The sequence below is a fragment of the Streptomyces sp. NPDC058525 genome (genome assembly GCF_042719495.1).
Classification (GTDB): Bacteria; Actinomycetota; Actinomycetes; order Streptomycetales; family Streptomycetaceae; genus Streptomyces.
This window is the reverse complement of the sequence record NZ_JBHXNP010000010.1, coordinates 1-21,791: the sequence shown is the minus strand read 5'-3', so window position 1 is coordinate 21,791 and position 21,791 is coordinate 1. Positions and strand designations below refer to the sequence as shown.

16 protein-coding genes are annotated in these 21,791 nt (G+C 73.2%); 8 read left to right on the top strand and 8 right to left on the bottom strand.

Annotated elements, in window-relative coordinates; genetic code table 11:
• Window positions 1-1,229 precede the first annotated feature (1,229 nt).
• A complete protein-coding gene (locus tag ACFWP3_RS07930) occupies window positions 1,230-1,697 on the top strand; it encodes an Rv3235 family protein (protein WP_384217382.1) in 468 nt (155 codons plus the stop codon).
• Between the two features lie 383 nt (window positions 1,698-2,080).
• Here the strand turns inward: ACFWP3_RS07930 and secA are convergent, their stop codons facing one another.
• Window positions 2,081-4,876 (bottom strand): preprotein translocase subunit SecA, encoded by a 2,796-nt coding sequence (gene secA / locus ACFWP3_RS07925; RefSeq protein ID WP_384217380.1) that lies wholly within the window; start codon window positions 4,874-4,876, stop codon window positions 2,081-2,083.
• Between the two features lie 240 nt (window positions 4,877-5,116).
• Here secA and ACFWP3_RS07920 point away from each other — a divergent pair, with 240 nt between their 5' ends.
• Together ACFWP3_RS07920 and ACFWP3_RS07915 are read left to right on the top strand one after the other, a co-directional pair.
• On the top strand, window positions 5,117-5,701 hold the full coding sequence (locus ACFWP3_RS07920) for a GNAT family N-acetyltransferase (protein WP_384217377.1): 585 nt from the start codon (window positions 5,117-5,119) through the stop codon (window positions 5,699-5,701).
• Window positions 5,682-6,893, top strand: coding sequence for a winged helix-turn-helix domain-containing protein (locus ACFWP3_RS07915; RefSeq protein ID WP_384217375.1), 1,212 nt, complete (start codon window positions 5,682-5,684; stop codon window positions 6,891-6,893). The genes ACFWP3_RS07920 and ACFWP3_RS07915 overlap by 20 nt, the downstream gene beginning before the upstream one ends.
• A gap of 13 nt (window positions 6,894-6,906) precedes the next feature.
• On the opposite strand, the gene ACFWP3_RS07910 is transcribed toward ACFWP3_RS07915, so the two are convergent.
• From ACFWP3_RS07910 to mtrA, 6 genes are all read right to left on the bottom strand, one after another.
• Window positions 6,907-7,659 (bottom strand): response regulator, encoded by a 753-nt coding sequence (locus tag ACFWP3_RS07910; RefSeq protein WP_384217372.1) that lies wholly within the window; start codon window positions 7,657-7,659, stop codon window positions 6,907-6,909.
• 215 nt (window positions 7,660-7,874) lie between these two features.
• On the bottom strand, window positions 7,875-8,570 hold the full coding sequence (hpf, locus tag ACFWP3_RS07905) for a ribosome hibernation-promoting factor, HPF/YfiA family (protein ID WP_384217608.1): 696 nt from the start codon (window positions 8,568-8,570) through the stop codon (window positions 7,875-7,877).
• 309 nt (window positions 8,571-8,879) lie between these two features.
• Window positions 8,880-9,611 carry a ComF family protein gene (locus ACFWP3_RS07900; RefSeq protein WP_384217370.1) on the bottom strand — a complete coding sequence of 244 codons (732 nt, stop codon included), beginning with the start codon at window positions 9,609-9,611 and terminating at the stop codon, window positions 8,880-8,882.
• 157 nt (window positions 9,612-9,768) lie between these two features.
• A complete protein-coding gene (locus ACFWP3_RS07895) occupies window positions 9,769-11,649 on the bottom strand; it encodes an LpqB family beta-propeller domain-containing protein (protein ID WP_384217367.1) in 1,881 nt (626 codons plus the stop codon).
• On the bottom strand, window positions 11,621-13,579 hold the full coding sequence (gene mtrB, locus ACFWP3_RS07890) for an MtrAB system histidine kinase MtrB (RefSeq protein WP_384217365.1): 1,959 nt from the start codon (window positions 13,577-13,579) through the stop codon (window positions 11,621-11,623). Before mtrB ends, ACFWP3_RS07895 begins: the two co-directional genes overlap by 29 nt.
• A gap of 1 nt (window position 13,580) precedes the next feature.
• Window positions 13,581-14,270 (bottom strand): two-component system response regulator MtrA, encoded by a 690-nt coding sequence (gene mtrA, locus ACFWP3_RS07885; RefSeq protein ID WP_189747360.1) that lies wholly within the window; start codon window positions 14,268-14,270, stop codon window positions 13,581-13,583.
• Between the two features lie 234 nt (window positions 14,271-14,504).
• Between mtrA and ACFWP3_RS07880 the strand changes: the two genes are divergently transcribed.
• The 5 genes from ACFWP3_RS07880 to ACFWP3_RS07860 all read left to right on the top strand — a co-directional run bounded on the left by ACFWP3_RS07880 (window position 14,505) and on the right by ACFWP3_RS07860 (window position 20,405).
• On the top strand, window positions 14,505-15,755 hold the full coding sequence (locus ACFWP3_RS07880) for a hypothetical protein (protein WP_384217362.1): 1,251 nt from the start codon (window positions 14,505-14,507) through the stop codon (window positions 15,753-15,755).
• A gap of 6 nt (window positions 15,756-15,761) precedes the next feature.
• Window positions 15,762-16,442, top strand: a complete 681-nt coding sequence (locus tag ACFWP3_RS07875) for a DUF4129 domain-containing protein (RefSeq protein ID WP_384217360.1) — start codon at window positions 15,762-15,764, stop codon at window positions 16,440-16,442.
• Between the two features lie 116 nt (window positions 16,443-16,558).
• On the top strand, window positions 16,559-18,118 hold the full coding sequence (locus ACFWP3_RS07870; protein WP_384217357.1) for a DUF4350 domain-containing protein: 1,560 nt from the start codon (window positions 16,559-16,561) through the stop codon (window positions 18,116-18,118).
• Window positions 18,115-19,095, top strand: coding sequence for an AAA family ATPase (locus tag ACFWP3_RS07865; protein ID WP_384217353.1), 981 nt, complete (start codon window positions 18,115-18,117; stop codon window positions 19,093-19,095). The genes ACFWP3_RS07870 and ACFWP3_RS07865 overlap by 4 nt, the downstream gene beginning before the upstream one ends.
• Window positions 19,095-20,405, top strand: a complete 1,311-nt coding sequence (locus ACFWP3_RS07860; RefSeq protein WP_384217352.1) for a DUF58 domain-containing protein — start codon at window positions 19,095-19,097, stop codon at window positions 20,403-20,405. The genes ACFWP3_RS07865 and ACFWP3_RS07860 overlap by 1 nt, the downstream gene beginning before the upstream one ends.
• A 1-nt stretch (window position 20,406) precedes the next feature.
• Here ACFWP3_RS07860 and ACFWP3_RS07855 read toward each other — a convergent pair whose 3' ends face one another.
• Window positions 20,407-21,609 carry a cation:proton antiporter gene (locus tag ACFWP3_RS07855; protein ID WP_384217350.1) on the bottom strand — a complete coding sequence of 401 codons (1,203 nt, stop codon included), beginning with the start codon at window positions 21,607-21,609 and terminating at the stop codon, window positions 20,407-20,409.
• Between the last annotated feature and the right edge of the window lie 182 nt (window positions 21,610-21,791).

The following is a 21,791-nucleotide window of genomic DNA, read 5'->3' as shown; positions in this document are numbered from 1 at the left end:
CGAGGGGCCGAGGGGCCGAGGGGCCGAGGGGCCGAGGGGCCGAGGGGCCGAGGGGCCGAGGGGCCGAGGGGCCGAGGGGCCGAGGGGCCGAGGGGCGGGCGGCCCACCGCCACCCGCGGCTCCGCCACCGTGGGCGCGCCCACCCACCGCCACACGCCGCTCCGCGACCCGGGGGGCGGGGCCCTCCCTGGCCACACGCCGCTGCACGCCCCGGGGAACCGGGAACCGGGGGCCGGGGGCCGGGGGCCGGGGGCCGAGGGGCGGGCGGCCCACCGCCACCCGCGGCTCCACCACCGTGGGCGCGCCCGCCCACCGCCACAAGCCGCTCCGCCACCCGGGGGGGCGGAGCCACCCTCGGCCACACGCCGCTGCACACCCCGGGGCACCGGGGACCGCGGACCGGGCAGCCCACCACCACCCGCGGCTCCACCACCGTGGGCGCGCCCGCCCACCGCCACACGCCGCTCCGCGACCCGGGGGGCGGGGCCCTCCCTGGCCACACGCCGCTGCACGCCCCAGGGGCGGGGCCACGCTCAGCCACACGCCGCTGCACGCCCCGGGGCACCGGGGCCGGGGGGGGCGGGGCCGGGGGGGCGGGGCCGGGGGGGGCGGGGCAGCCCACCTCCACCCGTGCCTCCGCCACCGTGGACCGGCCCGCCCACCGTCACACGCCGCTCTGCCACCGGGACGCCCACCGTCACACCCTGCTGCGCCCCCGGGGCGCCGGGCCACCCCGCCGACACACGCCGCTCCGCCACCCGGGCCCAGCCGCCCTCGTCACGCCTCCGTGCATCCTCGGGGGGACGGGCCACACGCCGCCACAAGCCGTTGCGCCACCGGGGGGACCGGTGCGCCCACCGTCATACGCCACGGCGCCACCCGAGGGCCGGGGCCGCGCTCCGGCACACGCCGCTGGGTGACCCCGGGGCCGGGCCGCCCGCCCCCCTCACGCCCCGTTGCGCCACCCGGGGGGCCGGGCCGCCCTCTGGGTGACGGGCTCGTCCCCCTTCGGGGTGCGGGAGCGGGGGCGTGCTCCGTCCACTCCGGCCCCTCGGCGGGGCGCCGCCGAGGCCCTGGGGAGCGGGTCGGGCACTCGGATAGGTGAACCCGATCCTCGGGCGGGCCGGGTGAGTGGGCGCTTGCGGAGCGTGTTCGGGGCGACGTAGAAGATCCCCATCAAGTTACCGCCCGGTATCCGCCGGGCCCGGCCTGTTCGGGGGCAGATCGCGATGGACACCACGATGCGCGGCACGATCGGTGGCGAGGCGGCCCGCCGCCGGGCCGGCGGCCAGTCCCGGACTCGGCCCGCCGGACGGCGCGACACCCGGCGCCCGGCGACCCCGCCGCGCGCCCTGCGGCTCGGCCCGCACCACTGGTTCGCCGATCGCCTGCTGGCGGTCGTCAGCGGCCTGAGGCCGGTCCACTCCCTCCTCGGCCACACCGTCGGCCCCGCCTACGACCAGTTGGTCACCCTGGCCCCGGCCGAGCACCTCCGCGACCACCTGCGTCCCGTCGTCCGCCAGTGCGGCCGCTTCACCCCGGGCCCGGGCGTCATCGAGGCCTTCGCCCGCATCGCCACGGGCGACCGCATGACGGCCATGGCCTTCCGCCTGGAACAGGGCCCAGACCTCCGCTGGCGCTGCACAGCAGTAGAACTCCGAGCTCCCCGGCCAACCCTCAGCCCCGCCGGCGACTGAGGCACGGGCCCCGGGTCAGAGCCCCACAACGCCGCCGCACCGCCACCGGCCATCCCAACCCGCCGAGCACACCCCGGGCTCCGCCCGGACACATCCCAGCCCGCCCGGACACATCCCAGCCCCGCCCGCGCACACCCCAGCTCCACCGGGCCACATCCCAGCCCCACCCGGGCAACCCCCAGCCCCGCCGGCGATTGAGGCGCGGGGCCCGGGGCAGAGCCCCGCAGCGGCGCCGCAGCGGCCCACCCACCGCCGGCCCACCCAGCGGCACCGGCACCGGCATCGGCACCGGCACCCGCCCCACCACCCCCGCAACGCAACCGGCCGGGGCCGGACACCCGTGAGGTGTCCGGACCCGGCCGGTGAGCTCGTCCCCGCAGGGGTTACTTCTTGCGGCGACGCCCGCCGGAGGCCTTCGCGGCCTTCCGCCGCTCCGCCCGCGTCATCCCGTCACCGTCGGCGCCCCCGGCGCCATCCGCCTCGAAGTCGCCCTCGACGACACCGCCCTCACCATCGACGGTCGGCGCCGAGAAGTGCAGCCGGTCCGGACGCTGCGGCGCGTCCAGCCCCTTCGCCCGGATCTCCGGACGGGCCGGCTCCTTCGTCAGCGACGGCGCCGCGTCCTGCACCGGAACCTCCTCGACCTGCTGCTCGACCTGGACCTCCAGGTTGAACAGGTAGCCGACGGACTCCTCCTTGATGCCGTCCTGCATGGCGTTGAACATGTCGAAGCCCTCGCGCTGGTACTCGACCAGCGGGTCCTTCTGGGCCATCGCCCGCAGGCCGATGCCCTCCTGCAGGTAGTCCATCTCGTACAGGTGCTCGCGCCACTTGCGGTCCAGCACCGACAGCACCACGCGCCGCTCCAGCTCGCGCATGATGTCGGAGCCGAGCGTCTTCTCGCGCGTCTCGTACTGCTCGTGGATGTCGTCCTTGATGGACTCCGCGATGAACTCGGCGGTGATGCCCGCCCGGTCGCCCGCGGCCTCCTCCAGCTCGTCGATGGTGACCTTCACCGGGTAGAGCTGCTTGAAGGCGCCCCACAGGCGCTCCAGGTCCCACTCCTCGGCGAAGCCCTCGACCGTCTCGGCCGCGATGTACGCGTCGATCGTGTCGTCCATCATGAAGCGGACCTGCTCCTGGAGGTCCTCGCCCTCCAGGACGCGGCGGCGCTCGCCGTAGATGACCTCGCGCTGGCTGTTGAGGACCTCGTCGTACTTCAGGACGTTCTTGCGCGTCTCGAAGTTCTGGGTCTCGACCTGCGACTGGGCCGACGCGATCGCGCGGGTCACCATCTTGTTCTCGATCGGCACGTCGTCCGGCACGTTGGCCATGGCCATGACGCGCTCGACCATCTGCGCCTTGAACAGGCGCATCAGGTCGTCGCCCAGCGACAGGTAGAAGCGGGACTCGCCCGGGTCGCCCTGTCGGCCGGAGCGGCCGCGCAGCTGGTTGTCGATGCGGCGCGACTCGTGCCGCTCGGTGCCCAGCACGTACAGCCCGCCGAGGTCCTTGACCTCTTCGAACTCGGCCTTCACGGCCGCCTCGGCCCGGGTGAGCGCCGCGGGGAGGGCGTGCGCCCACTCCTCGATGTGCTCCTCCGGGTCCAGGCCCTGCTGGCGCAGCTCGGCCTCGGCGAGGTCGTCCGGGTTGCCGCCGAGCTTGATGTCGGTACCGCGGCCGGCCATGTTGGTGGCGACGGTGACGGCGCCCCGGCGGCCGGCCTGGGCGACGATCGTCGCCTCCCGGTCGTGCTGCTTGGCGTTGAGGACCTCGTGCGGGACGCCGCGCTTGGACAGCTGCTGGGAGAGGTACTCGGACTTCTCGACCGACGTCGTACCGACGAGGATCGGCTGGCCCTTCTCGTGCTTCTCCGCGATGTCGTCGACGACGGCGGCGAACTTCGCGACCTCGGTGCGGTAGATCAGGTCCGGCTGGTCCTTGCGGACCATGTCGCGGTTGGTCGGGATCGGGACGACACCGAGCTTGTAGATCTGCTGGAACTCGGCGGCCTCGGTCATGGCCGTACCGGTCATGCCCGACAGCTTCGAGTAGAGGCGGAAGAAGTTCTGCAGGGTGATCGTGGCGAGGGTCTGGTTCTCGTCCTTGATGTCCACCCCTTCCTTCGCCTCGATGGCCTGGTGCATGCCCTCGTTGTAGCGGCGGCCGGCGAGGATGCGGCCGGTGTGCTCGTCGACGATCATGACTTCGCCGTCGATGACGACGTAGTCCTTGTCGTTCTTGAAGAGCTCCTTGGCCTTGATCGCGTTGTTGAGGTAGCCGACGAGCGGGGTGTTCACCGACTCGTAGAGGTTCTCGATGCCGAGCCAGTCCTCGACCTTCGCGACACCCGATTCGTGGATGGCGACGGTGCGCTTCTTCTCGTCGACCTCGTAGTCGCCGGTCTCCTCGATGCCCTTCAGCGGCTGGCCGGCCTCGCCCTTGGTCAGGCGGGTCACCAGCTTCGCGAAGTCGCCGTACCACTTCGTGGCCTGGTCGGCGGGGCCGGAGATGATCAGCGGGGTGCGGGCCTCGTCGACGAGGATCGAGTCGACCTCGTCGACCACGGCGAAGTTGTGGCCGCGCTGGACGAGCTCGTCCTTCGACCAGGCCATGTTGTCGCGCAGGTAGTCGAAGCCGAACTCGTTGTTCGTGCCGTACGTGATGTCGCAGCCGTACTGCTCGCGGCGCTGCGCCGGCGACATGTTCGCCAGGATGCAGCCGACCTCCAGGCCGAGGAACTTGTGCACCCGGCCCATCAGCTCGGAGTCGCGCTCGGCGAGGTAGTCGTTCACCGTGATCAGGTGGACGCCCTTGCCGGACAGCGCGTTCAGGTACGCGGGCAGGGTGCCGACGAGGGTCTTGCCCTCACCGGTCTTCATCTCGGCCACGTAGCCGAGGTGCAGCGCGGCGCCGCCCATGATCTGGACGTCGTAGTGACGCTGGCCGAGGACGCGCTTGGCGGCCTCGCGTACGGTCGCGAACGCCTCGGGCAGCAGGTCGTCCAGGCTCTCGCCGTCCTGGAACCGCTGCCTGTACTCGTCCGTGAGCGCCCGCAACTCGGCGTCGGAGAGGTTGACGAAGTCCTCTTCGATGGAGTTGACCTGGTCCGCGATGCGGTGCAGTTTGCGCAGGATCTTGCCTTCGCCTGCACGCATGAGCTTGTTGAAGACGGACACCGAGGTTTGTCTCCTTGCCGGTCGGGCCTGGGCACTGTTCGTACACGGGCACGGCAGGTGGGCCCCACCGCAACGGCCATCGTAAGCGAGGACGTGGTCGCGTCGGGAGGTCCGCCGTAGCCGCGAGGGCATGGGCGCCCGGATTGAGAACGTACGGGAGGCTCGGAAGGTGCCGCTGTTCCCGCAGGCCGTTGTGAAAAAGAGTTCCCCCGGCACCCGGCCGGGCACCAGAATCCGTTCATGGAGCACACGACACTGACGACGTCCCGGCTGGAATTGCGCCCTTTCGCCCCCTCTGACGAGGACGAGGTGTACGGCGCCTGCCAGGACCCCGACATCCAGCGCTGGACCCTGGTCCCCTCCCCCTACGGGCGGGAGCACGCGCACGGCTTCGTCAACGAGGTCGTGCCGGGCGGCTGGCGCGAGGACACCGCGTACGCCTTCGCCGTGCGCCTGGGGGGCGACGGTCCGCTGGTCGCCGCCGTCGGCGTCCATGTGCACGGGACCGACGCGTACGAGATCGGCTACTGGGCGGTCAAGGAGCACCGCGGGCAGGGCTACACGACCGAGGCCGTGGGCGCCGTGGCCCGCTGGGCCTTCACCGAGGTGGGCGCCGTACGCCTCGAGTGGCGCGCCGAGGCCGGCAACACCGGCTCCCGCGTCGTCGCGGAGAAGGCCGGCTTCCGCTTCGAGGGCGTACTGCGGGCCGGCGTGATGCGCAACGGCACCGCGCGGGACTGCTGGGTCGGCGCCCTGCTCCCCTCCGACCTGGGCCTGGCCCCCGCGCTCCCGTACCTGCCCGGCGATGTCAGTGGCGCGTCCTAGGCTGCGGATCATGACGAGCCTGCCGCAGCCGACCCTGTCCCTGTCCGCCGACGAGGCACGCCGCATCGCGCTGCGCGCGCAGGGCTTCCTCGGCGCGCCCGACCGGCGCGGCGGTGTCCGCGGCGTACTGCGTCACCTGGGCGCCGTACAGCTGGACACGATCTCGGTGCTGGCCCGCTCGCACGAGCTGATCCCGTACGCCCGCCTCGGCGCGGTGGGCCGGGACGCGGTGGAGAAGGCCTACTGGTCGGACCGGCACGCCTTCGAGTACTGGTCGCACGCTGCCTGCATCCTGCCCATCGAGGAATGGCCGCATTTCGCCTTCCGCCGCCGGGCCAACCAGGAGCGCGGCCACCGCTGGCACATCCTGGCGGACAAGCAGCAGTCGACGCGGGCGGTCCTGGACCGGCTGAGGGCGGACGGTCCGCTGACCTCCACCGAGCTGGGCGGCGCCAAGAACGGCGGAGAGTGGTTCGAATGGTCCGAGACCAAGATCGCGGTGGAGTGGCTGCTCGACACCGGCGAGGTCGTGTGCAGTCAGCGCCGCGGCTGGAAGCGGGTCTACGACCTGCCCGAGCGCGCCGTGCCCGACGCGCTGCTCCACGACGACCTGGACGACCGCGAGTGCCTGCGCCGCCTGGTCGCCCTGGCCGGGCAGTCGCTGGGCGTGGGCACCCGCGCCGACATCGCCGACTACCACCGCCTCAAGGGGGACCAGGTCGACGCGGTGCTCGCGGACTCCGGTCTGGTCCCGGTCGCGGTGGAGGGCTGGGGGAAGCAGGCCTGGGCGGACCCGGCGGCGCTCGCGGCGACCCCCCGGGGCCGCCATCGCACGACGCTGCTCTCGCCGTTCGACTCGCTGGTCTGGGACCGCCGCCGCACGGAGCGGATCTTCGGCTTCACGCACCGCCTGGAGGCCTACGTCCCCAAGCCGAAGCGGCTGCACGGGTACTTCGCGATGCCGCTGCTGGCGGGCGGCCGCCTCGCGGGCCGCGTCGACCCGGGCCGCGAAGGCCGCACCCTGGTGGCCCGACAGCTCTCCCTGGAGACCCCGGGGGCCGCTCCCGCGATGGCCGAGGCCCTGTGGGAGGCCGCCCGGTGGGTGGGGTGCGAGGAGGTGCGCGTCGAGCGGGCCCAGAGCCCGCAGGAGGCGGCGGCGGTCCGGGCGGAGCTCACGGCACGGCGCCCGTGACGGCCCCGGACGGCTAGCGGATCTCCAGGATCTTCTCGCGCATCGCGTAGACCACGGCCTCCATCCGGGAGTGCAGCTGAAGCTTCTCCAGGATGTTGCGGACGTGGTTCTTCACGGTGTTCTCCGAGATGAACAGCTCCTTGGCGATGTCCCGGTTGTTCATGCCGGTGGCCACCAGCTTCAGGACCTCCAGCTCCCGGTCCGTCAGCCTCGGCGCCGGCACCAGCCGCCGCTCGTCGGTCCGCTGGATCATCGACTTGAACTCGGTGAGCAGCTTCGACGCCATCGACGGGCTGATCTGCGACTGGCCGTCCGCGACCGCCCGGATCGCCGTGGCCACCTCGTCCGTGGAGATCTCTTTCAGCAGGTAGCCGGTCGCACCCGCCTTGATCGCGTCGTAGAGGTCCGCCTCCTCGTCGCTGATCGTCAGCATGATGATCTTCGCGGAGGGGGCCACCTCCTTGATCGAGGTGCACGCCTCGATCCCGCCGCGCCGGGGCATCCGCACGTCCATCAGCACGATGTCCGGCAGCAGGTCGGCCGCCTTGTCCACGGCCTCCGCGCCGTCCCCCGCCTCGCCGACGACCTGGATGTCCTCCTCCTGCGCGAGGACGATCTCCAGCCCGCGCCGGAAGAGCGCGTGGTCGTCGACCACGAGGACCCGGATGGGCTCCCCCGCCGACGCCCCGGCGGACCCGGCGGCCGGGTCCGCCTCACGGCAGCCCGCACCGTCGTCACCGCGCACCGGCCCGAAGCTGTCCGCCATCGTTCCTCCCCCTGCATGTGCCGAGCTGCTGGGCCAACCGGACCGGCCACGCCGCCGGTTGACTGCCCGCCATGATTCCATGCCCGCGGCACGGCGCGGGGGCTGTCGCCGACCGCCCGGCGCATACGCGCCATACACCCGGCGCATACGCGCCATGCAAAGGCCCCCGCGGGACGCCGGAGCGTCCCGCGGGGGCGGCGGAACGAGGTGGGTGCTCAGCCGCCGAGCGCGCCCCCGGCACCACCGCGCGGCTCCTCCGAGCTGGAGGCACCGTCGGGGTTCACGTGAATCACGCCGTAGTCGTACGCGTGCCGTCGGTAGACGACGCTGGGCAGCTTCGTCTCGGAGTCGACGAACAAATAGAAGTCGTGTCCGACCAGCTCCATCTCGTACAGAGCCTGGTCGAGGGACATGGGCGAGGCCGAGTGGGTCTTCTCGCGGACGATGAGCGGGCCTTCGCCCTGCACTTCGATGGATCCGATCCGGGTGATCGGAACCCCGTTCGTCTTCTCCTCGGAGAACGGCTCGCCATTCGCGTTCAGCTGCGCGGCGTCCGGCACGACATCGGCGACCTCGGCCGCCGAGATCCGGCCCGCGCCCCTGCGGGTGTAGCGCTTGTCGTGCTGCTTGCGCAGCCGGGCCTCCAGCTTGTCCTGAGCCAGGTCCAGCGCCGCGTACGGGTCGGCTGCGGCGGCCTCGGCACGGATGACCGGGCCCCGCGAACGCAGAGTGATCTCCACACGGTCGGAACGGTCGGCCTGGCGCGGGTTGTGCTCCTTCGACACCTCGACGTCCAAGCTGATCACCTTGGCGTCGAGCTTCTGGATCCGCTCCGGATTCAGCTTCTCGGCCACGTGCTTGCGGAACCGGTCGGGCACCTCGGTCTTGCGGCCCTTGACGACGATGTCCACGCAGAACTCCGTTCCCGGATAGCTCCGCCCGACGGGGCGAAGCGTCTCCCTTTCGCACCAGACTCCGGTGAAGGCCGGAGCCTCGGACTTGGCGACTTTCACCTCCTCCTCCCCCATCGGCAAGATCTACACCCCACCGACTTCGGAGTCGAGCGACGGCGATGCGTGGGCCCAAGGCTCGCCAGTCCTCACAACCGAACATATCCCTCTATGACGGTTGTCGGCACCCGCTACCGGAACGTACTTCCGTTCCGGTGGCCGTCCACTCTTACTACCTGCAACGATGGACCTTCCCCGGCAGTTCCAAATCTATTCACCGGTTTGTTGCTCTGTCCGAGTTGCGGCCACCACGGCCGCCCGCGGCGCGGCCCCGTCGCCCAGACCGGCCGCCCGAACCGCCCGGGCCGCTTCGGCCAGCGTGGCTCCCGTGGTGATCAGATCGTCGACGAGCATGAGCCCGGCCCCGGCCGTCAGCCGCGCCCCGCCCGGGCCCGCCTCCAGCGCCCCCGCGAGGTTCTCCCGGCGCTCGCGGGCCCCCAGGCCCGCCTGGTCCGCCACCGCCCGCCGCAGCCGCAGTACGGGCGCCACGCGCGCGGGCACACCGGCCCGCCGCAGCCGCCCCGCCGCGGCCAGCGCGATCCTGCGCGCGGGATCGTGCCCGCGCGCCCTGACCTGGCGCCGCGCCGACGGGACGGGCACCAGCACCACCTCCCGCCCGCCCCACCCCGCCCCCGCCGGCCCCGCCGGCCCCGTCAGCGCCGCCCGCACCGACACCGCCAGGGCAGCACCCAGCGCCCCGGCCAGCGGCAGCGCCCCGCGCTCCTTGTGCGCCAGCAGGACGGCCCGTACGGGTCCCTCGTACGCCGCGGCCGCGAACACCGTCGGCAGCCCCGCGGGCGGTGGGAACGGCCGCGCCCGCGCAGCCCCGGCCCCGCCCAGCGCCTCCCGGCAGCGGGCGCACAGCAGCACCCGCGCGGCCCCGCAGCCCGCGCAGTCCACCGGCAGGACCAGACCGGCCAGCTCCTGCCACCACCCCCGCATGCCCCCACGGTGCCGGTCCCCCCGAAGGACCCGCCACCCCTGTGGACAACGCACGGGTCAGCACGAGTCAGCTCGCGTCGGCCCGCGTCAGCCCGGGTCAGCCCGGGTCAGCCCGGGTCAGCCCGCGTCAGCCCGGGTCAGCCAGGGTCAGCCAGGGTCAGCCCGGATACACCGGGTTCCGGCCGCCCACCCCGGCCTTGCGCCACTGCGCCCCCGGCGGCAGCCACACGATGCCGTCGTCCGCCGAGTACCCCACCACCGGCTTCGGCTTCGCCTCGTCCTCCGACGCGGCCACCGCGACCGCGCTCAGCCCGGTCGCCCCGGGCAGGCTCGCCGCGACCAGCGAGCCGTCCGCCAGGATGTAGCGGGCCTGCACGACCCCGCCGGTCTCCCGGCCCACCACCAGCAGCCTGCCCCGCGGCGCCCAGCTCATCGCCGTCACGTCCGTCATCTGCGGAGCCGCCGGACGCAGCTCGCGCACCGACACCGCCGAGACGTCCCCCTTGCCGTCGGGCCGTTCGATCCGCCCCACCCACAGGGTCTTGCGGCCGCCCTTCTCCACGAGCAGCGCCATGCGCGCCCCGTCGGAGGAGGCCTTCAGCGAGGTGATCCGCCCGTCGAGCCCGGCCACCTGCACCTTCTCGGGGGTCCCGGTGCCGTCCGGCACCCGCCACAGCCCCGGCGCCTGCGGATCCTGGTCGACGACCCACAGGTCGCCCGCAGCGTCCCAGCTGGGCGTGGTCAGCGTGTTCGGCTTGGCGCCCTTCCCGGTCAGCACGGGCTGCGGCATGACCCCGGACCCGGTCAGCGACACCACGTACAGCCCGTGCCCGTCCTGCGAGACCACGGCCGCGCGCCGCTCGTCGTACGACACGGCCGCGGAGCCGACCTTGAACCCGGGCGACGCGGAGAGCGGCCCCGGCACCGGTTCGGAGCGGGGCGGCTGGTCCTCGCCGGTCACGTCGAGCTTCATCCGGACCAGCCGGTCCTGGTCGTCGACGTAGTACTGGTACTCGGGCGTCCCGGGCCGTTTCGCGATCACGTCCGCCGTCACCGAGGTCACCTCGCACAGCGAGGACGACTTCCCGTCGGAGCGCAGCAGTTCGACCCGGTCCAGCCGGGAGCCCGTCAGCTCCTTGACCGTGTAGAGGAGTTGGGTCGCCATCTTCTGGCACTGCGGCGACGCGACGTTGTCCGCCTTGTCGTTCAGCGGCACGCGCAGCGTGTTCTGGCCGTCGTACGAAAGGGACTTGGTGCCCGACCGCAGTTCCGTCCCGGTGGGGAAGCTGGACTCGACGACCGGTGCGAGCCACCTCGACGGCCCGGCCAGCAGCGACTGGACGGTCTGCGTGGTGGGGTCCATCCGCGAGTCCGGGTCGCTGCGCTGGCGCACGTACACGGGATCGGCGACCAGGGTGCCGCCCGCGAAGTAGTACTTGTTGACCGGCCGGTAGATGCGCTGGAAGTCCGACTCGCTCAGCACGAGGGTGCTCGGCGGACTGGAGATCCGCCACTGCTTGTCCTCCTGCACCAGCTGGAGGAACTCGGCGTAGTCCCCGCTCTCCGGCTGGTACGCGCTGCGCTCGTCCACGGTCGCGAGCTTCTTGCCGGTCACCTTCCAGCGGGGCCCGTCGGGGTCCTTCTCGGTGCGGACCGGGAACCGGTCGAGGCCGGCCGAAAGCACGGTGACGGCGGTGCCGGGCCGCCAGCTCTTCGCCGCCTCCTCCGTGAGGTACTTGCGGGCGGTCTCCAGCTGCGGATCGTCGCTGGTCATCGCCTCCAGGAAGCCGTCGACGATGTCACCCGCGCTGGCCTTGTCCGCCGGCGGTACGCCGAACACCCGAACCTGCGAGTCGACGCCCTGCGAGGCCTGCACCCGGCGGATCTCCCCGTGGTCGGGCATCGAGGCGCACCCGGCCAGCAGCAGCCCGGCCGCGCCCAGCGCGTACGCGCGCAGCGTGCGCAGCCTCCTGCCGCGGGCCCCGGCGCGCGCCCTCCCCGGCACTGCGTCAGCGTCCGTCGGCATCGGCATCGGCATCGGTTCGTTCCTCCTGTGGTGCCTGCTCGGCCGGCCGGGCCACGACCCTGGCGCCGCTGCCCGGCAGGGCCGTCGGGTCGGCGGGTACGGACTGCACCGAGGCCACCGCCGGCCGCGGCGGTATCGGCGACCGGTCCCCCGTGTCCGCGGGCTGCTGCCGGTCCGCCGCGCTGCCGGCGGCCTCGGCCGCGGCCCTGGCCCGGTTGGCCCGCGAGTCCTCGGGTTCCAGCGGGATGGGCGAGCCCCGCAGCGGCTCGTCGGCGGTGCGCGGCAGGGTGAGGCGGAACTGCGAGCCGCCGCCCGGCTCGCCCCATGCCTGCAGCCAGCCGCCGTGCAGCCGGGCGTCCTCGACGGCGATCGACAGGCCCAGGCCCGTGCCGCCCGTCGTGCGCGCCCGGGCCGGGTCGGCCCGCCAGAAGCGGTTGAAGACGCGGGTCGCCTCGCCGGGCTTGAGCCCGACGCCGTAGTCCCGTACGGCGACCGCGACGGCCCCGCCCGCGGACGCCAGCCGGACCACCACGTCGCGCCCCTCGCCGTGCTCCACGGCGTTGACGACGAGGTTGCGCAGCACCCGCTCCACCCGCCGGGCGTCGGCCTCGGCGATGACGGGCTGGGTGTCGCCGAGCACCCGGATCCGGCTGCCCTTGTGCTCCGCGAGCGGCTCGGCCCCGTCGATGACGCGGCGTACGACGTCCCGCAGGTCGATGGGCTCCGCCTCCAGGGCGGCCGCGCCCGCGTCGAACCGGCTGATCTCCAGCAGGTCGGCGAGCAGCGACTCGAACCGGTCGAGCTGGCCGGCGAGCAGTTCGGCGGAGCGTGCCGTGACCGGGTCGAAGTCGACCCGCGCGTCGTGGATGACGTCCGCGGCCATCCGTACCGTCGTCAGCGGGGTCCGCAGCTCGTGCGAGACGTCCGAGACGAACCGGCGCTGCATCCGCGACAGGTCCTCCAGCTGCTGGATCTTGTTCTGGAGGTTCTGGGCCATCTTGTTGAAGGCCTCGCCCAGCCGTGCGATGTCATCCTCGCCGGTGACCTTCATCCGCTCCTGCAGCCGCCCGGCCGACAGCCGCTCGGCGATCCCGGCGGCCATCCGGACGGGCGTGACGATCTGCCGCACCACGAGCCAGGCGATGGCGCTGAGCAGCACGACCACGAACAGTCCGGCGGTGGCGATGGTGCTCTTGACCAGGTTGAGGGACTCCTCCTCCTGGCTGAGCGGGAAGAGGTAGTACAGGTCGTACGGGTCCCCGTTGATGTCGGTGAGCCGCTTGCCCACGACCAAGGCGGGCTCGGGGGCCTTCTCCCCGGCCCCGGCGGTGTACCGGATCTCCGAGAAGGTCTTGAAGGTGCCCGCCGAATGGTTGACGGCCCGGCGCAGGTTGACGGGCACGCTCGCGGTCGGATCCACGTTGCCCGAGGCGCGGGCGCCCTTGACCCCCTGGGTGCCGGGCAGGACCTGCTCGCCGGTGCCGGCGCCGAGCGCGACCACCTCGAAGGCGGTCTGGCCGCCACTGGCCAGCTGCTTGACCAGCGAGTTCATCCAGGTGCTGGCGTCCAGTCCGACCTTGTTGTCGGCGGCGTCGGGCCCGTCCACGGTCGCGGGGGTGTTGGCCTTCTCCTGTGCGACCGCGAACCCGCCCGCGGCCTGGCTCTGCGCCGCCTCCTCCTTGGCGTCCAGGAGGCCCTTGCTGACCTGCGCGATCACGACGAAGCCGAGGGCGAGGACCACGGCGAGCGACATCAGCAGGGTGGCGGCGACCACCCGCAGCTGCATGTTGCGCCGCCACAGCCGGACAGCCGGAAGCACCGGCCGGCGTACGAGGCGTACGCAAAGCCGCAGCACGGAGGCGCCGGGCGCCCCCTCCTGGAGCAGCCGGCCGGCCCGCAGGCTTCCCCAGCGTGAGCCGCCCCGGTCCCTGCCGGACTGCACCTCAGCTGGGTCCGGCCTTGTAGCCGACACCGCGCACCGTCACGACGATCTCGGGGCGCTCGGGGTCCTTCTCGACCTTGGAGCGCAGGCGCTGCACGTGCACGTTCACCAGGCGGGTGTCCGCGGCGTGCCGGTAGCCCCAGACCTGCTCCAGCAGCACCTCACGGGTGAAGACCTGCCAGGGCTTGCGCGCCAGGGCGACCAGCAGGTCGAACTCCAGCGGCGTCAGGGCGATGGAGGCACCGTCCCGCTTGACCGAGTGCCCGGCCACGTCGATGACCAGGTCACCGATGGCCAGCTGCTCCGGAGCGGGCTCCTCCGACCGGCGCAGGCGGGCCCGGATGCGGGCCACCAGCTCCTTCGGCTTGAACGGCTTGACGATGTAGTCGTCGGCACCGGACTCCAGGCCGACCACGACGTCGACCGTGTCGCTCTTCGCGGTGAGCATCACGATCGGCACGCCGGACTCGGCCCGGATCAGCCTGCAGACCTCTATGCCGTCCCGTCCGGGCAGCATGAGGTCGAGCAGCACCAGGTCCGGCTTCGCCTCCCGGAAGGCAGCAAGTGCCTTGTCACCGTCTGCAACGAACGACGGCTCAAAACCTTCTCCACGCAGCACAATGCCGAGCATCTCGGCCAGCGCGGTGTCGTCGTCGACGACAAGGACGCGTCCCTTCATGGTTGACATCATCCCATTAGCTAATCGTTACCTGGCGGTGAGCTGTCCCACAGCCAAAAGGGCTGGAAATCGCCCCTCGGACCTGTGTGGAGATCAGGTCGACCAGTCTGCCCCGGATCCGGGTGACAATTGAAGGTACGGGCTGCCGATGATCCGGGGGGATCGCTGGTCCGTTCGTGTAACCCACGTGGCACGATGGCAGCAACCAGCGCCCCCGCCGCAGCAGGTGCACGTGAAGGAGCGACGATGAACGACTCGCCGGGCTGGGCTAAGCCCGGACCCAATCCGTCCGATGGCGAGCGGCCCGGGGCGCCCGCCGACCGTCCCGTCTCCGGCGACCCGAAATGGTCGGCCGAGCAGCCGCCGCCGGGCCAGTGGACCAGCCCTTCACCCGGCCAGACCCCGCCCCCGCAGGCACCCCCGCAACAGCCCCAGCAGCCCCAGCAGGGCCAGGGCTGGGGCCAGGGCCCGTACGGGGGCCAGTACGGGCAGTACGGCCAGCAGGGCCAGTACGGCTACCCGGGCGGCCCCGGCCAGTGGGGCCAGCCCCCGGCCGCCAAGCCCGGCGTGATCCCGCTGCGCCCGCTCGGCCTCGGCGAGATCCTGGACGGCGCCGTCGCCACCATGCGCTCCCACTGGCGCTCGGTCCTGCCGATCACCCTGGTCGTGGCCACCGTGGTGCAGGTGCTCAGCCTGCTCACGCAGAAGTACGCGATGGCCGACCTCGCCGTGGCCCCCGAGGCGGGGGCGACCCTCGACCAGTCGACCGTCAACGACATCGTCGTCGCCATGGCGGCCCTCGTCGTGGTCGGCTTCATCGCGGCCCTCGGCGGCATCGTGGCCACGGCGATGCTCACGATGATCTACAGCCGCGCCGTGCTCGGCACGACCTCCACGGTCTCCGACGCCTGGCGCGAGTCCCGGTCCCAGATGCTGCGCCTCTTCGGCCTGACGTTCCTGCTGGGCATCGGCGCGATCCTGCTGGGCGCCGTCCTGATCCTGCCCGGCCTCATGGCCGGCAGCGTGGGTCTGACCGTCGTGGGCGCGTTCGTCATGATCCCGCTGTTCGCCTGGCTGTGGATCAAGTTCAGCCTGGCCTCGCCCGCGCTGATGCTGGAGAAGAGCACGGTCTTCAAGGCCCTCGGCCGCTCCTCCAAGCTGGTCCAGGGCACCTGGTGGCGCATCTTCGGCATCACCGTGCTCACCAACATCATTACCGGCATCGTCTCGGCGATCATCGTCTGGCCGCTGACGATCGTCGGCATGGCCGTCTTCGGCGGCGGCATGAGCGGCCTGGAGGACGGCACCGCCTCCTCCGCCTGGGGAGCGCTCGTCCTCTCCGGCATCGGCTCGATCATCGCCCAGACCATCGTGATGCCGATCCTGGCCGGCGTCACCGTCCTGCTCTACGTGGACCAGCGCATCCGCCGCGAGGGACTCGACCTGGAGCTCGCCCGGGCAGCCGGCATCGAGAACTACGGCACGACCGGAGGCTGACCACGCATGATGAGCACGGGGGGCCTCATCACCCGCGCGACGGCGCTCCTGCCCGGCGCCGAGACACCACCGGTCACGACACCGCGCGAGCCCGCCCGGGAGGCGGCCGAGCGCGAACTGTCCAAGCCGATGTACCACGAGAACGACCCGGGCCTGCTGGACCGCGCCCTGCGCAAGTTCCTCGACTGGATCGACGACCTGTTCGACGCGGCCTCCGGGGCGACCCCCGGAGGCACGCTCGGCCTCGTCGTGATCGTCCTCCTGGTGCTCCTGGCCGCCACCGCCCTGTGGTGGCGGCTCGGCGCGCCCGGCCGGATCCCGGCCGGCGCGGGCGTCCTCTTCGCCGACGGCATCCGCAGCGCCGCCGACCACCGCACGGCCGCCGACGCCCACGCCGCCGCGGGCCGCTGGACCGAAGCCGTACAGGAACGCATGCGCGCCGTCGTCCGCTCCCTGGAGGAGCGCACCCTCCTCGACCCGCGCCCCGGCCGCACCGCCGACGAGGCCGCGGCCGAAGCCTCCGTCGCCCTCCCCGCGCACGCCGCGGACCTCCGCGCGGCCGCCCGTACCTTCGACGACGTCACCTACGGCGGCCGCACCGCCGACGCCGACACGTACGCCCGCCTGCGCACCCTCGACCAAACCCTGGACCGCGCCAAGCCCCTCCCGACGGGACCCACCGCATGACCGCCCCGGGCTCCGATCCCGTACCGGAACACACCGACCACCCCACTTCCGACGGAACGGGCGGCGCACTGTGGGGCCACTCCTCCGACCGCCCAGGTTCCGGTGGGGCCGGGCGTGTGTCGGGGCGCTCCCCGCAGGGCGCCGAACGCACTTCCGCATCACTCTCCGACCCCTCGCCACGTTCGGCGCCCGAGGAGACGCCCCGGCGCGCGCCCGGACCCACCGGAACCGCCCCGTCGACCAAGCCCGCCCAAGGCCCAGGCCAGGCGCCGGGCGAAGGCCACGCCCCGGCCGCAGGCCAAGCGCAGGACGAAGGCCAGGCCCCGGCCGCAGGCCAAGCGCAGGACGAAGGCCAGGCCCCGGCCGCAGGCCAAGCGCAGGACGAAGGCCAGGCCCAAGCAGCAGGCCAAGCGCAGGACGAAGGCCAGGCCCCGGCCGCAGGCCAAGCGCAGGACGAAGGCCAGGCCCAAGCCGCAGGCCAAGCCACCGCCCCCGCCCCCGCCCCCGACCGAGCCCGCCTGATCCGCCGCACCCGCCGCACCCTCGCCTTCGTCGCCGTGCTCGCCGCAGGCGCCATCACCCTGGCCGCCCTGAGCTCCGGCACCCGCCACGGCCTCCTCGACCCCCGCTCCGCCGACCCCTACGGCAGCCGGGCCGTCGCCGAGCTGCTGAAGGACCACGGCGTCACCACCCGCGTCGTCACCACCGCCCGCGAGGCCGCCGACGCCGCCGGACCCGGCACGACCCTCCTGGTCACCGACCCCGACCGGCTCGGCACCAGCCAGCGCGGCCTGCTCCGCTCGGCCATGGACCTCTCCGGCGGCCGCACCGTACTCCTCGCCCCCGGCAGCCACAGCCTCACCGACCTGGCACCCGGCGTCCGCACCCGGAGCGCCACCGGCGACGACACCCTCGCCCCGGCCTGCGACCTGCCCGCCGCCACCTCCGCGGGCCGCGCCACCACCGGCGACGACCGCCGCTACACCACCGACCTGCCGCGCACCACGGCCTGCTACCCCAGCGAAGGCCAGGCCACCCTCCTGGTCCTCCCGACCGGCACCGCCGGCACCGGCACCGGCGGCGACACCGTCCTCCTAGGCTCCGGCACGATCCTCCTCAACGAGAACCTCGCCCAGGAGGGCAACGCCTCCCTCGCCCTCCAGCTCCTCGGCTCCCGCCCGGACCTCGTCTGGTACATGCCGTCCCTCGCGGACTCCGACCCCGCCGCCGACGCCGAAGAGGACAAGAGCCTCGTCGAGCTGATCCCGGCCGGCTGGTCCTGGGCCCTGCTCCAGCTCTTCGTCGCCGCCGCCCTCGCCGCCCTCTGGCGCGCCCGCCGCCTCGGCCCCCTGGTCACCGAGAAGCTGCCCGTCGTCATCCGCGCCTCCGAGGCCACCGAGGGCCGCGCCCGCCTCTACCGCAAGGCCGGGGCCCGCGACCGCGCCTCCACCGTGCTGCGCGCCGCCACCCGCGAACGCCTCGCCGCCCTGGTCGGCGTACCGGCCGCGCAGGCCCACGACCCCGTCACGCTGGTCCCCGCCGTGTCCGCCCGCCTCGGCGACGGCGGCCGCGACGTGACGACCACCCTCTTCGGTCCCACACCCTCCGACGACGCGGCACTCGTCGCGCTCGCCGACCACCTCGACGCCCTCGAAAGAGAGGTCCGTACGTCATGACGTACCCGACCACCGAGTCCGCCGCCGCGGACAGCGCCCGCGCTTCCCTCGAAGCGCTCCGCACCGAGATCGGCAAGGCCGTGGTCGGCCAGGACTCCGCCGTCACCGGCCTCGTCGTCGCCCTCCTGTGCCGCGGCCACGTGCTCCTCGAAGGCGTCCCCGGCGTAGCCAAGACCCTCCTCGTACGGGCCCTCGCCGCATCCCTCGAACTCGACACCAAGCGCGTCCAGTTCACCCCGGACCTGATGCCGAGCGATGTCACCGGCTCCCTCGTCTACGACGCCCGCACCGCCGAGTTCTCCTTCCAGAACGGCCCGGTCTTCACCAACCTCCTCCTCGCGGACGAGATCAACCGGACCCCTCCCAAGACCCAGTCCTCGCTCCTGGAGGCCATGGAGGAGCGCCAGGTCACCGTCGACGGCACCCCGCGCCCGCTCCCCGAGCCCTTCCTCGTCGCCGCCACCATGAACCCGCTCGAGTACGAGGGCACGTACCCCCTCCCGGAAGCCCAGCTGGACCGCTTCCTCCTCAAGCTCACGGTGCCGCTGCCGTCCCGCGCGGACGAGATCGGCGTCCTGACCCGGCACGCCGCCGGCTTCAACCCCCGCGACCTGTACGCCGCGGGCATCCGCCCGGTGGCCGGCCCGGCCCAGCTCGAAGCCGCCCGCGAGGCCGTCGCCAAGGTCTCCGTCTCCCCCGAGATCGCCGGCTACGTCGTCGACATCTGCCGCGCCACCCGCGAGTCGCCGTCCCTGACCCTCGGCGTCTCCCCGCGCGGCGCGACCGCCCTGCTGGCCACCGCCCGCGCCTGGGCCTGGCTCACCGGCCGCGACTACGTCACCCCCGACGACGTCAAGGCCCTGGCCCTGCCCACCCTGCGGCACCGCGTCCAGCTGCGCCCTGAGGCGGAGATGGAGGGGGTCACGGCCGACGCCGTCATCACCGCGATCCTCGCCCACGTCCCCGTCCCGCGGTAATGGCCCTCACCGGACGCACCGCCCTGCTGGCGGCCCTCGGCAGCATCCCCGTCGGCATCCTCGAACCGAGCTGGACGGGGATGCTCGCCGTCAACGGCCCGCTGGCGCTGGCCTGCGCCGTCGACTGGGCCCTGGCCGCACCCGTCCGCGCCCTGCGCCTCACCCGTTCGGGCGACACCTCGGTCCGCCTCGGCGAACCGGCGGACGTCCACCTCACCATCACCAACCCGAGCGGCCGCCGGCTCCGGGCCCGGGTCCGCGACGCCTGGCCCCCGAGCAGCTGGATCCCCGGCACGGAGACGGCCGCCTCCCGCCACCGGCTGGACATCCCCGCCGGCGAACGCCGCCGCCTGACCACCCGCCTGCTCCCCACCCGCCGCGGCGACCGCCGGGCCGACCGCGTCACGATCCGCTCGTACGGGCCCCTCGGCCTGTGGGCCCGCCAGGCCTCGCACACCCTGCCGTGGACGGTCCGCGTCCTGCCGCCCTTCACCAGCCGCAAGCACCTGCCCTCGCGCCTCGCGCGCCTGCGCGAACTGGACGGCCGTACGAGCGTCCTCACGCGCGGCGAGGGCACCGAGTTCGACAGCCTGCGCGACTACGTCCCCGGCGACGACACCCGATCCATCGACTGGCGGGCCACGGCCCGCCAGCACAAGGTGGCCGTCCGCACCTGGCGCCCCGAACGCGACCGGCACATCCTCATCTGCCTGGACACCGGCCGCACCTCGGCGGGCCGCGTCGGAGACGCCCCCCGCCTGGACTCCGCGATGGACGCGGCCCTGCTCCTCGCCGCCCTGGCCACCCGCGCCGGCGACCGCGTGGACCTGCTGGCCCACGACCGCCGCCCCCGCGCCCAGGTCCAGGGCCGACCGGCGGCCGACATCCTGCCGTCGTTCGTGAACGCGATGGCCCCCCTCGAACCGGAACTGGTCGAGACGGACTCCCGCACCCTGGTCTCCACCATCCTCCGCAGCGCCCCGCGCCGCTCCCTCGTGGTCCTGCTGACGAGCCTGGACGCGGCCCCCGTCGAAGAGGGCCTGCTGCCCCTGCTGCCCCGCCTCACCCAGCGCCACACGGTCCTGCTGGCCTCGGTCGCGGATCCCCACGTGGCCGAGATGACGACCTCGCGCGGCAACTCGGAAGCGGTCTACGAGGCCGCGGCCGGCACCCAGTCCCAGTCCCAGCGCCGCCGCACGGCCGACCAGCTCACCCGCCACGGCGTCCACGTGGTCGACGCCACCCCGGACACCCTGGCCCCCGCCCTGGCCGACGCCTACCTGGCCCTCAAGGCCGCCGGCCGCCTCTGACTCAGGTGGTGGTCCCCGTCGTCCGCCGCTCGAACCAGCGGGCGACGGGTACGACGGACACACCGTGCAGGACCACACTGAGCAGCACGGTCACGCTCATCGCGTTGACGACGAACCGCCCGTCCTCGGGCGACAGCTGGGTGACGGCGAGGATCCCGAACACGATGGACGTCACCCCGCGCGAGCCGAGCCAGCCCAGCGCACACCGCTCGGGCCGGTCGAAGCCCATCCCGGCCACGGAGAAGTAGACGGGGACGAACCGCAGCGCGGTCAGCGCCAGCAGCCCGTACAGCACCACGTTCCACCCGACCCCGCTCGCGAACTCGTCCGCCGTGAGCTTGCCGAACGTGAACCACACGGCGAAGGCCATCACCTGCGCCACGTCGTGGACGAGTTCGAGGTTGTTCCGGCCGACCTCGTGGGCGGTGGCCGCGTAGCAGAGGCCCGTGACGAAGGCCGCGACGAAGCCGTTCCCGCCGACCAGCACCGAGGCCGCGTACGCCATGAAGGGCAGCGCGAGGCTCGCCAGCCGCAGCGTCTCGGCGCTCGCCCAGCCGGACCCGAGTGCCCGCCGCACGAGCTGCGAGGCCAGGTAGCCGAGCGCGATGCCCACGAGCACCGCGAGCCCGGCCTCCTTCAGCGCGTGTACGACGAGGTCGGCGAAGGAACTGGAGTGGGCGCTCACCAGGTTGGCCACGCAGAACACGAAGACGGGCGAGATCAGCCCGTCGTTGAAACCGCCTTCGATGTTCAGCGCGGCCCGTACCCGCAGCGGCACCCGCCGGTCGCGCAGGAACATGGAGATCGGCGCGAGGTCCATCGGCATGACGACGAGCGCCGTGACCCCCAGCAGCCACCAGTTCGTACCCGGGAACACCAGCGCTCCGGCGAGCGTGGCGAGGATGACCGACAGCGGCAGCGCCACGAACAGCAGCCGCCGCTCTCCGACGGACCGCTCCTTCAGCACCTCGTAGTGCCTGGCCTCGGTGGCGTCGACGAACAGCAGCACGGCGAGTACGAGCTCGACCCCCCGGTGTGCGCTGTGGGCCTCCAGGTCGAGGGGGACGGCGGGGTCGTAGCCGCGGGTGAGGACGATGCCGGCGATGGCGAACGCGAGCGGCGCCGTGATGCTCCACCGGGCCAGCCGGTCCGCCGCGAGGGCCCATGCGAACAACAGGGACAGCACAACCAGAAAAGCCAGCATCGGCAGCTCTCCGAAACCCGATCGGTGCGGACCCCCAGTCTCCGACCAGCCGGCCCACCACCCGGGGACGGCGCGCCCCATCGACCCGTGAACGCAGAAAAGCCCCGCACCGAACCCGTAAGGATTCGATGCGGGGCTTCCGCAATGATTGTTCGGCGGCGTCCTACTCTCCCACAGGGTCC

Bases quoted from the DNA above. Each gene is read 5' to 3' on its own strand.
- ACFWP3_RS07930 (WP_384217382.1), top strand. From the start codon at position 1,230: ATGGACACCACGATGCGCGGCACGATCGGTGGCGAGGCGGCCCGCCGC.
- ACFWP3_RS07920 (WP_384217377.1), top strand. From the start codon at position 5,117: ATGGAGCACACGACACTGACGACGTCCCGGCTGGAATTGCGCCCTTTC.
- ACFWP3_RS07915 (WP_384217375.1), top strand. From the start codon at position 5,682: ATGTCAGTGGCGCGTCCTAGGCTGCGGATCATGACGAGCCTGCCGCAG.
- ACFWP3_RS07910 (WP_384217372.1), bottom strand. From the start codon at position 7,659: ATGGCGGACAGCTTCGGGCCGGTGCGCGGTGACGACGGTGCGGGCTGC.
- ACFWP3_RS07900 (WP_384217370.1), bottom strand. From the start codon at position 9,611: ATGCGGGGGTGGTGGCAGGAGCTGGCCGGTCTGGTCCTGCCGGTGGAC.
- ACFWP3_RS07895 (WP_384217367.1), bottom strand. From the start codon at position 11,649: ATGCCGATGCCGATGCCGACGGACGCTGACGCAGTGCCGGGGAGGGCG.
- mtrA (WP_189747360.1), bottom strand. From the start codon at position 14,270: ATGATGTCAACCATGAAGGGACGCGTCCTTGTCGTCGACGACGACACC.
- ACFWP3_RS07880 (WP_384217362.1), top strand. From the start codon at position 14,505: ATGAACGACTCGCCGGGCTGGGCTAAGCCCGGACCCAATCCGTCCGAT.
- ACFWP3_RS07875 (WP_384217360.1), top strand. From the start codon at position 15,762: ATGATGAGCACGGGGGGCCTCATCACCCGCGCGACGGCGCTCCTGCCC.
- ACFWP3_RS07865 (WP_384217353.1), top strand. From the start codon at position 18,115: ATGACGTACCCGACCACCGAGTCCGCCGCCGCGGACAGCGCCCGCGCT.
- ACFWP3_RS07860 (WP_384217352.1), top strand. From the start codon at position 19,095: ATGGCCCTCACCGGACGCACCGCCCTGCTGGCGGCCCTCGGCAGCATC.
- ACFWP3_RS07855 (WP_384217350.1), bottom strand. From the start codon at position 21,609: ATGCTGGCTTTTCTGGTTGTGCTGTCCCTGTTGTTCGCATGGGCCCTC.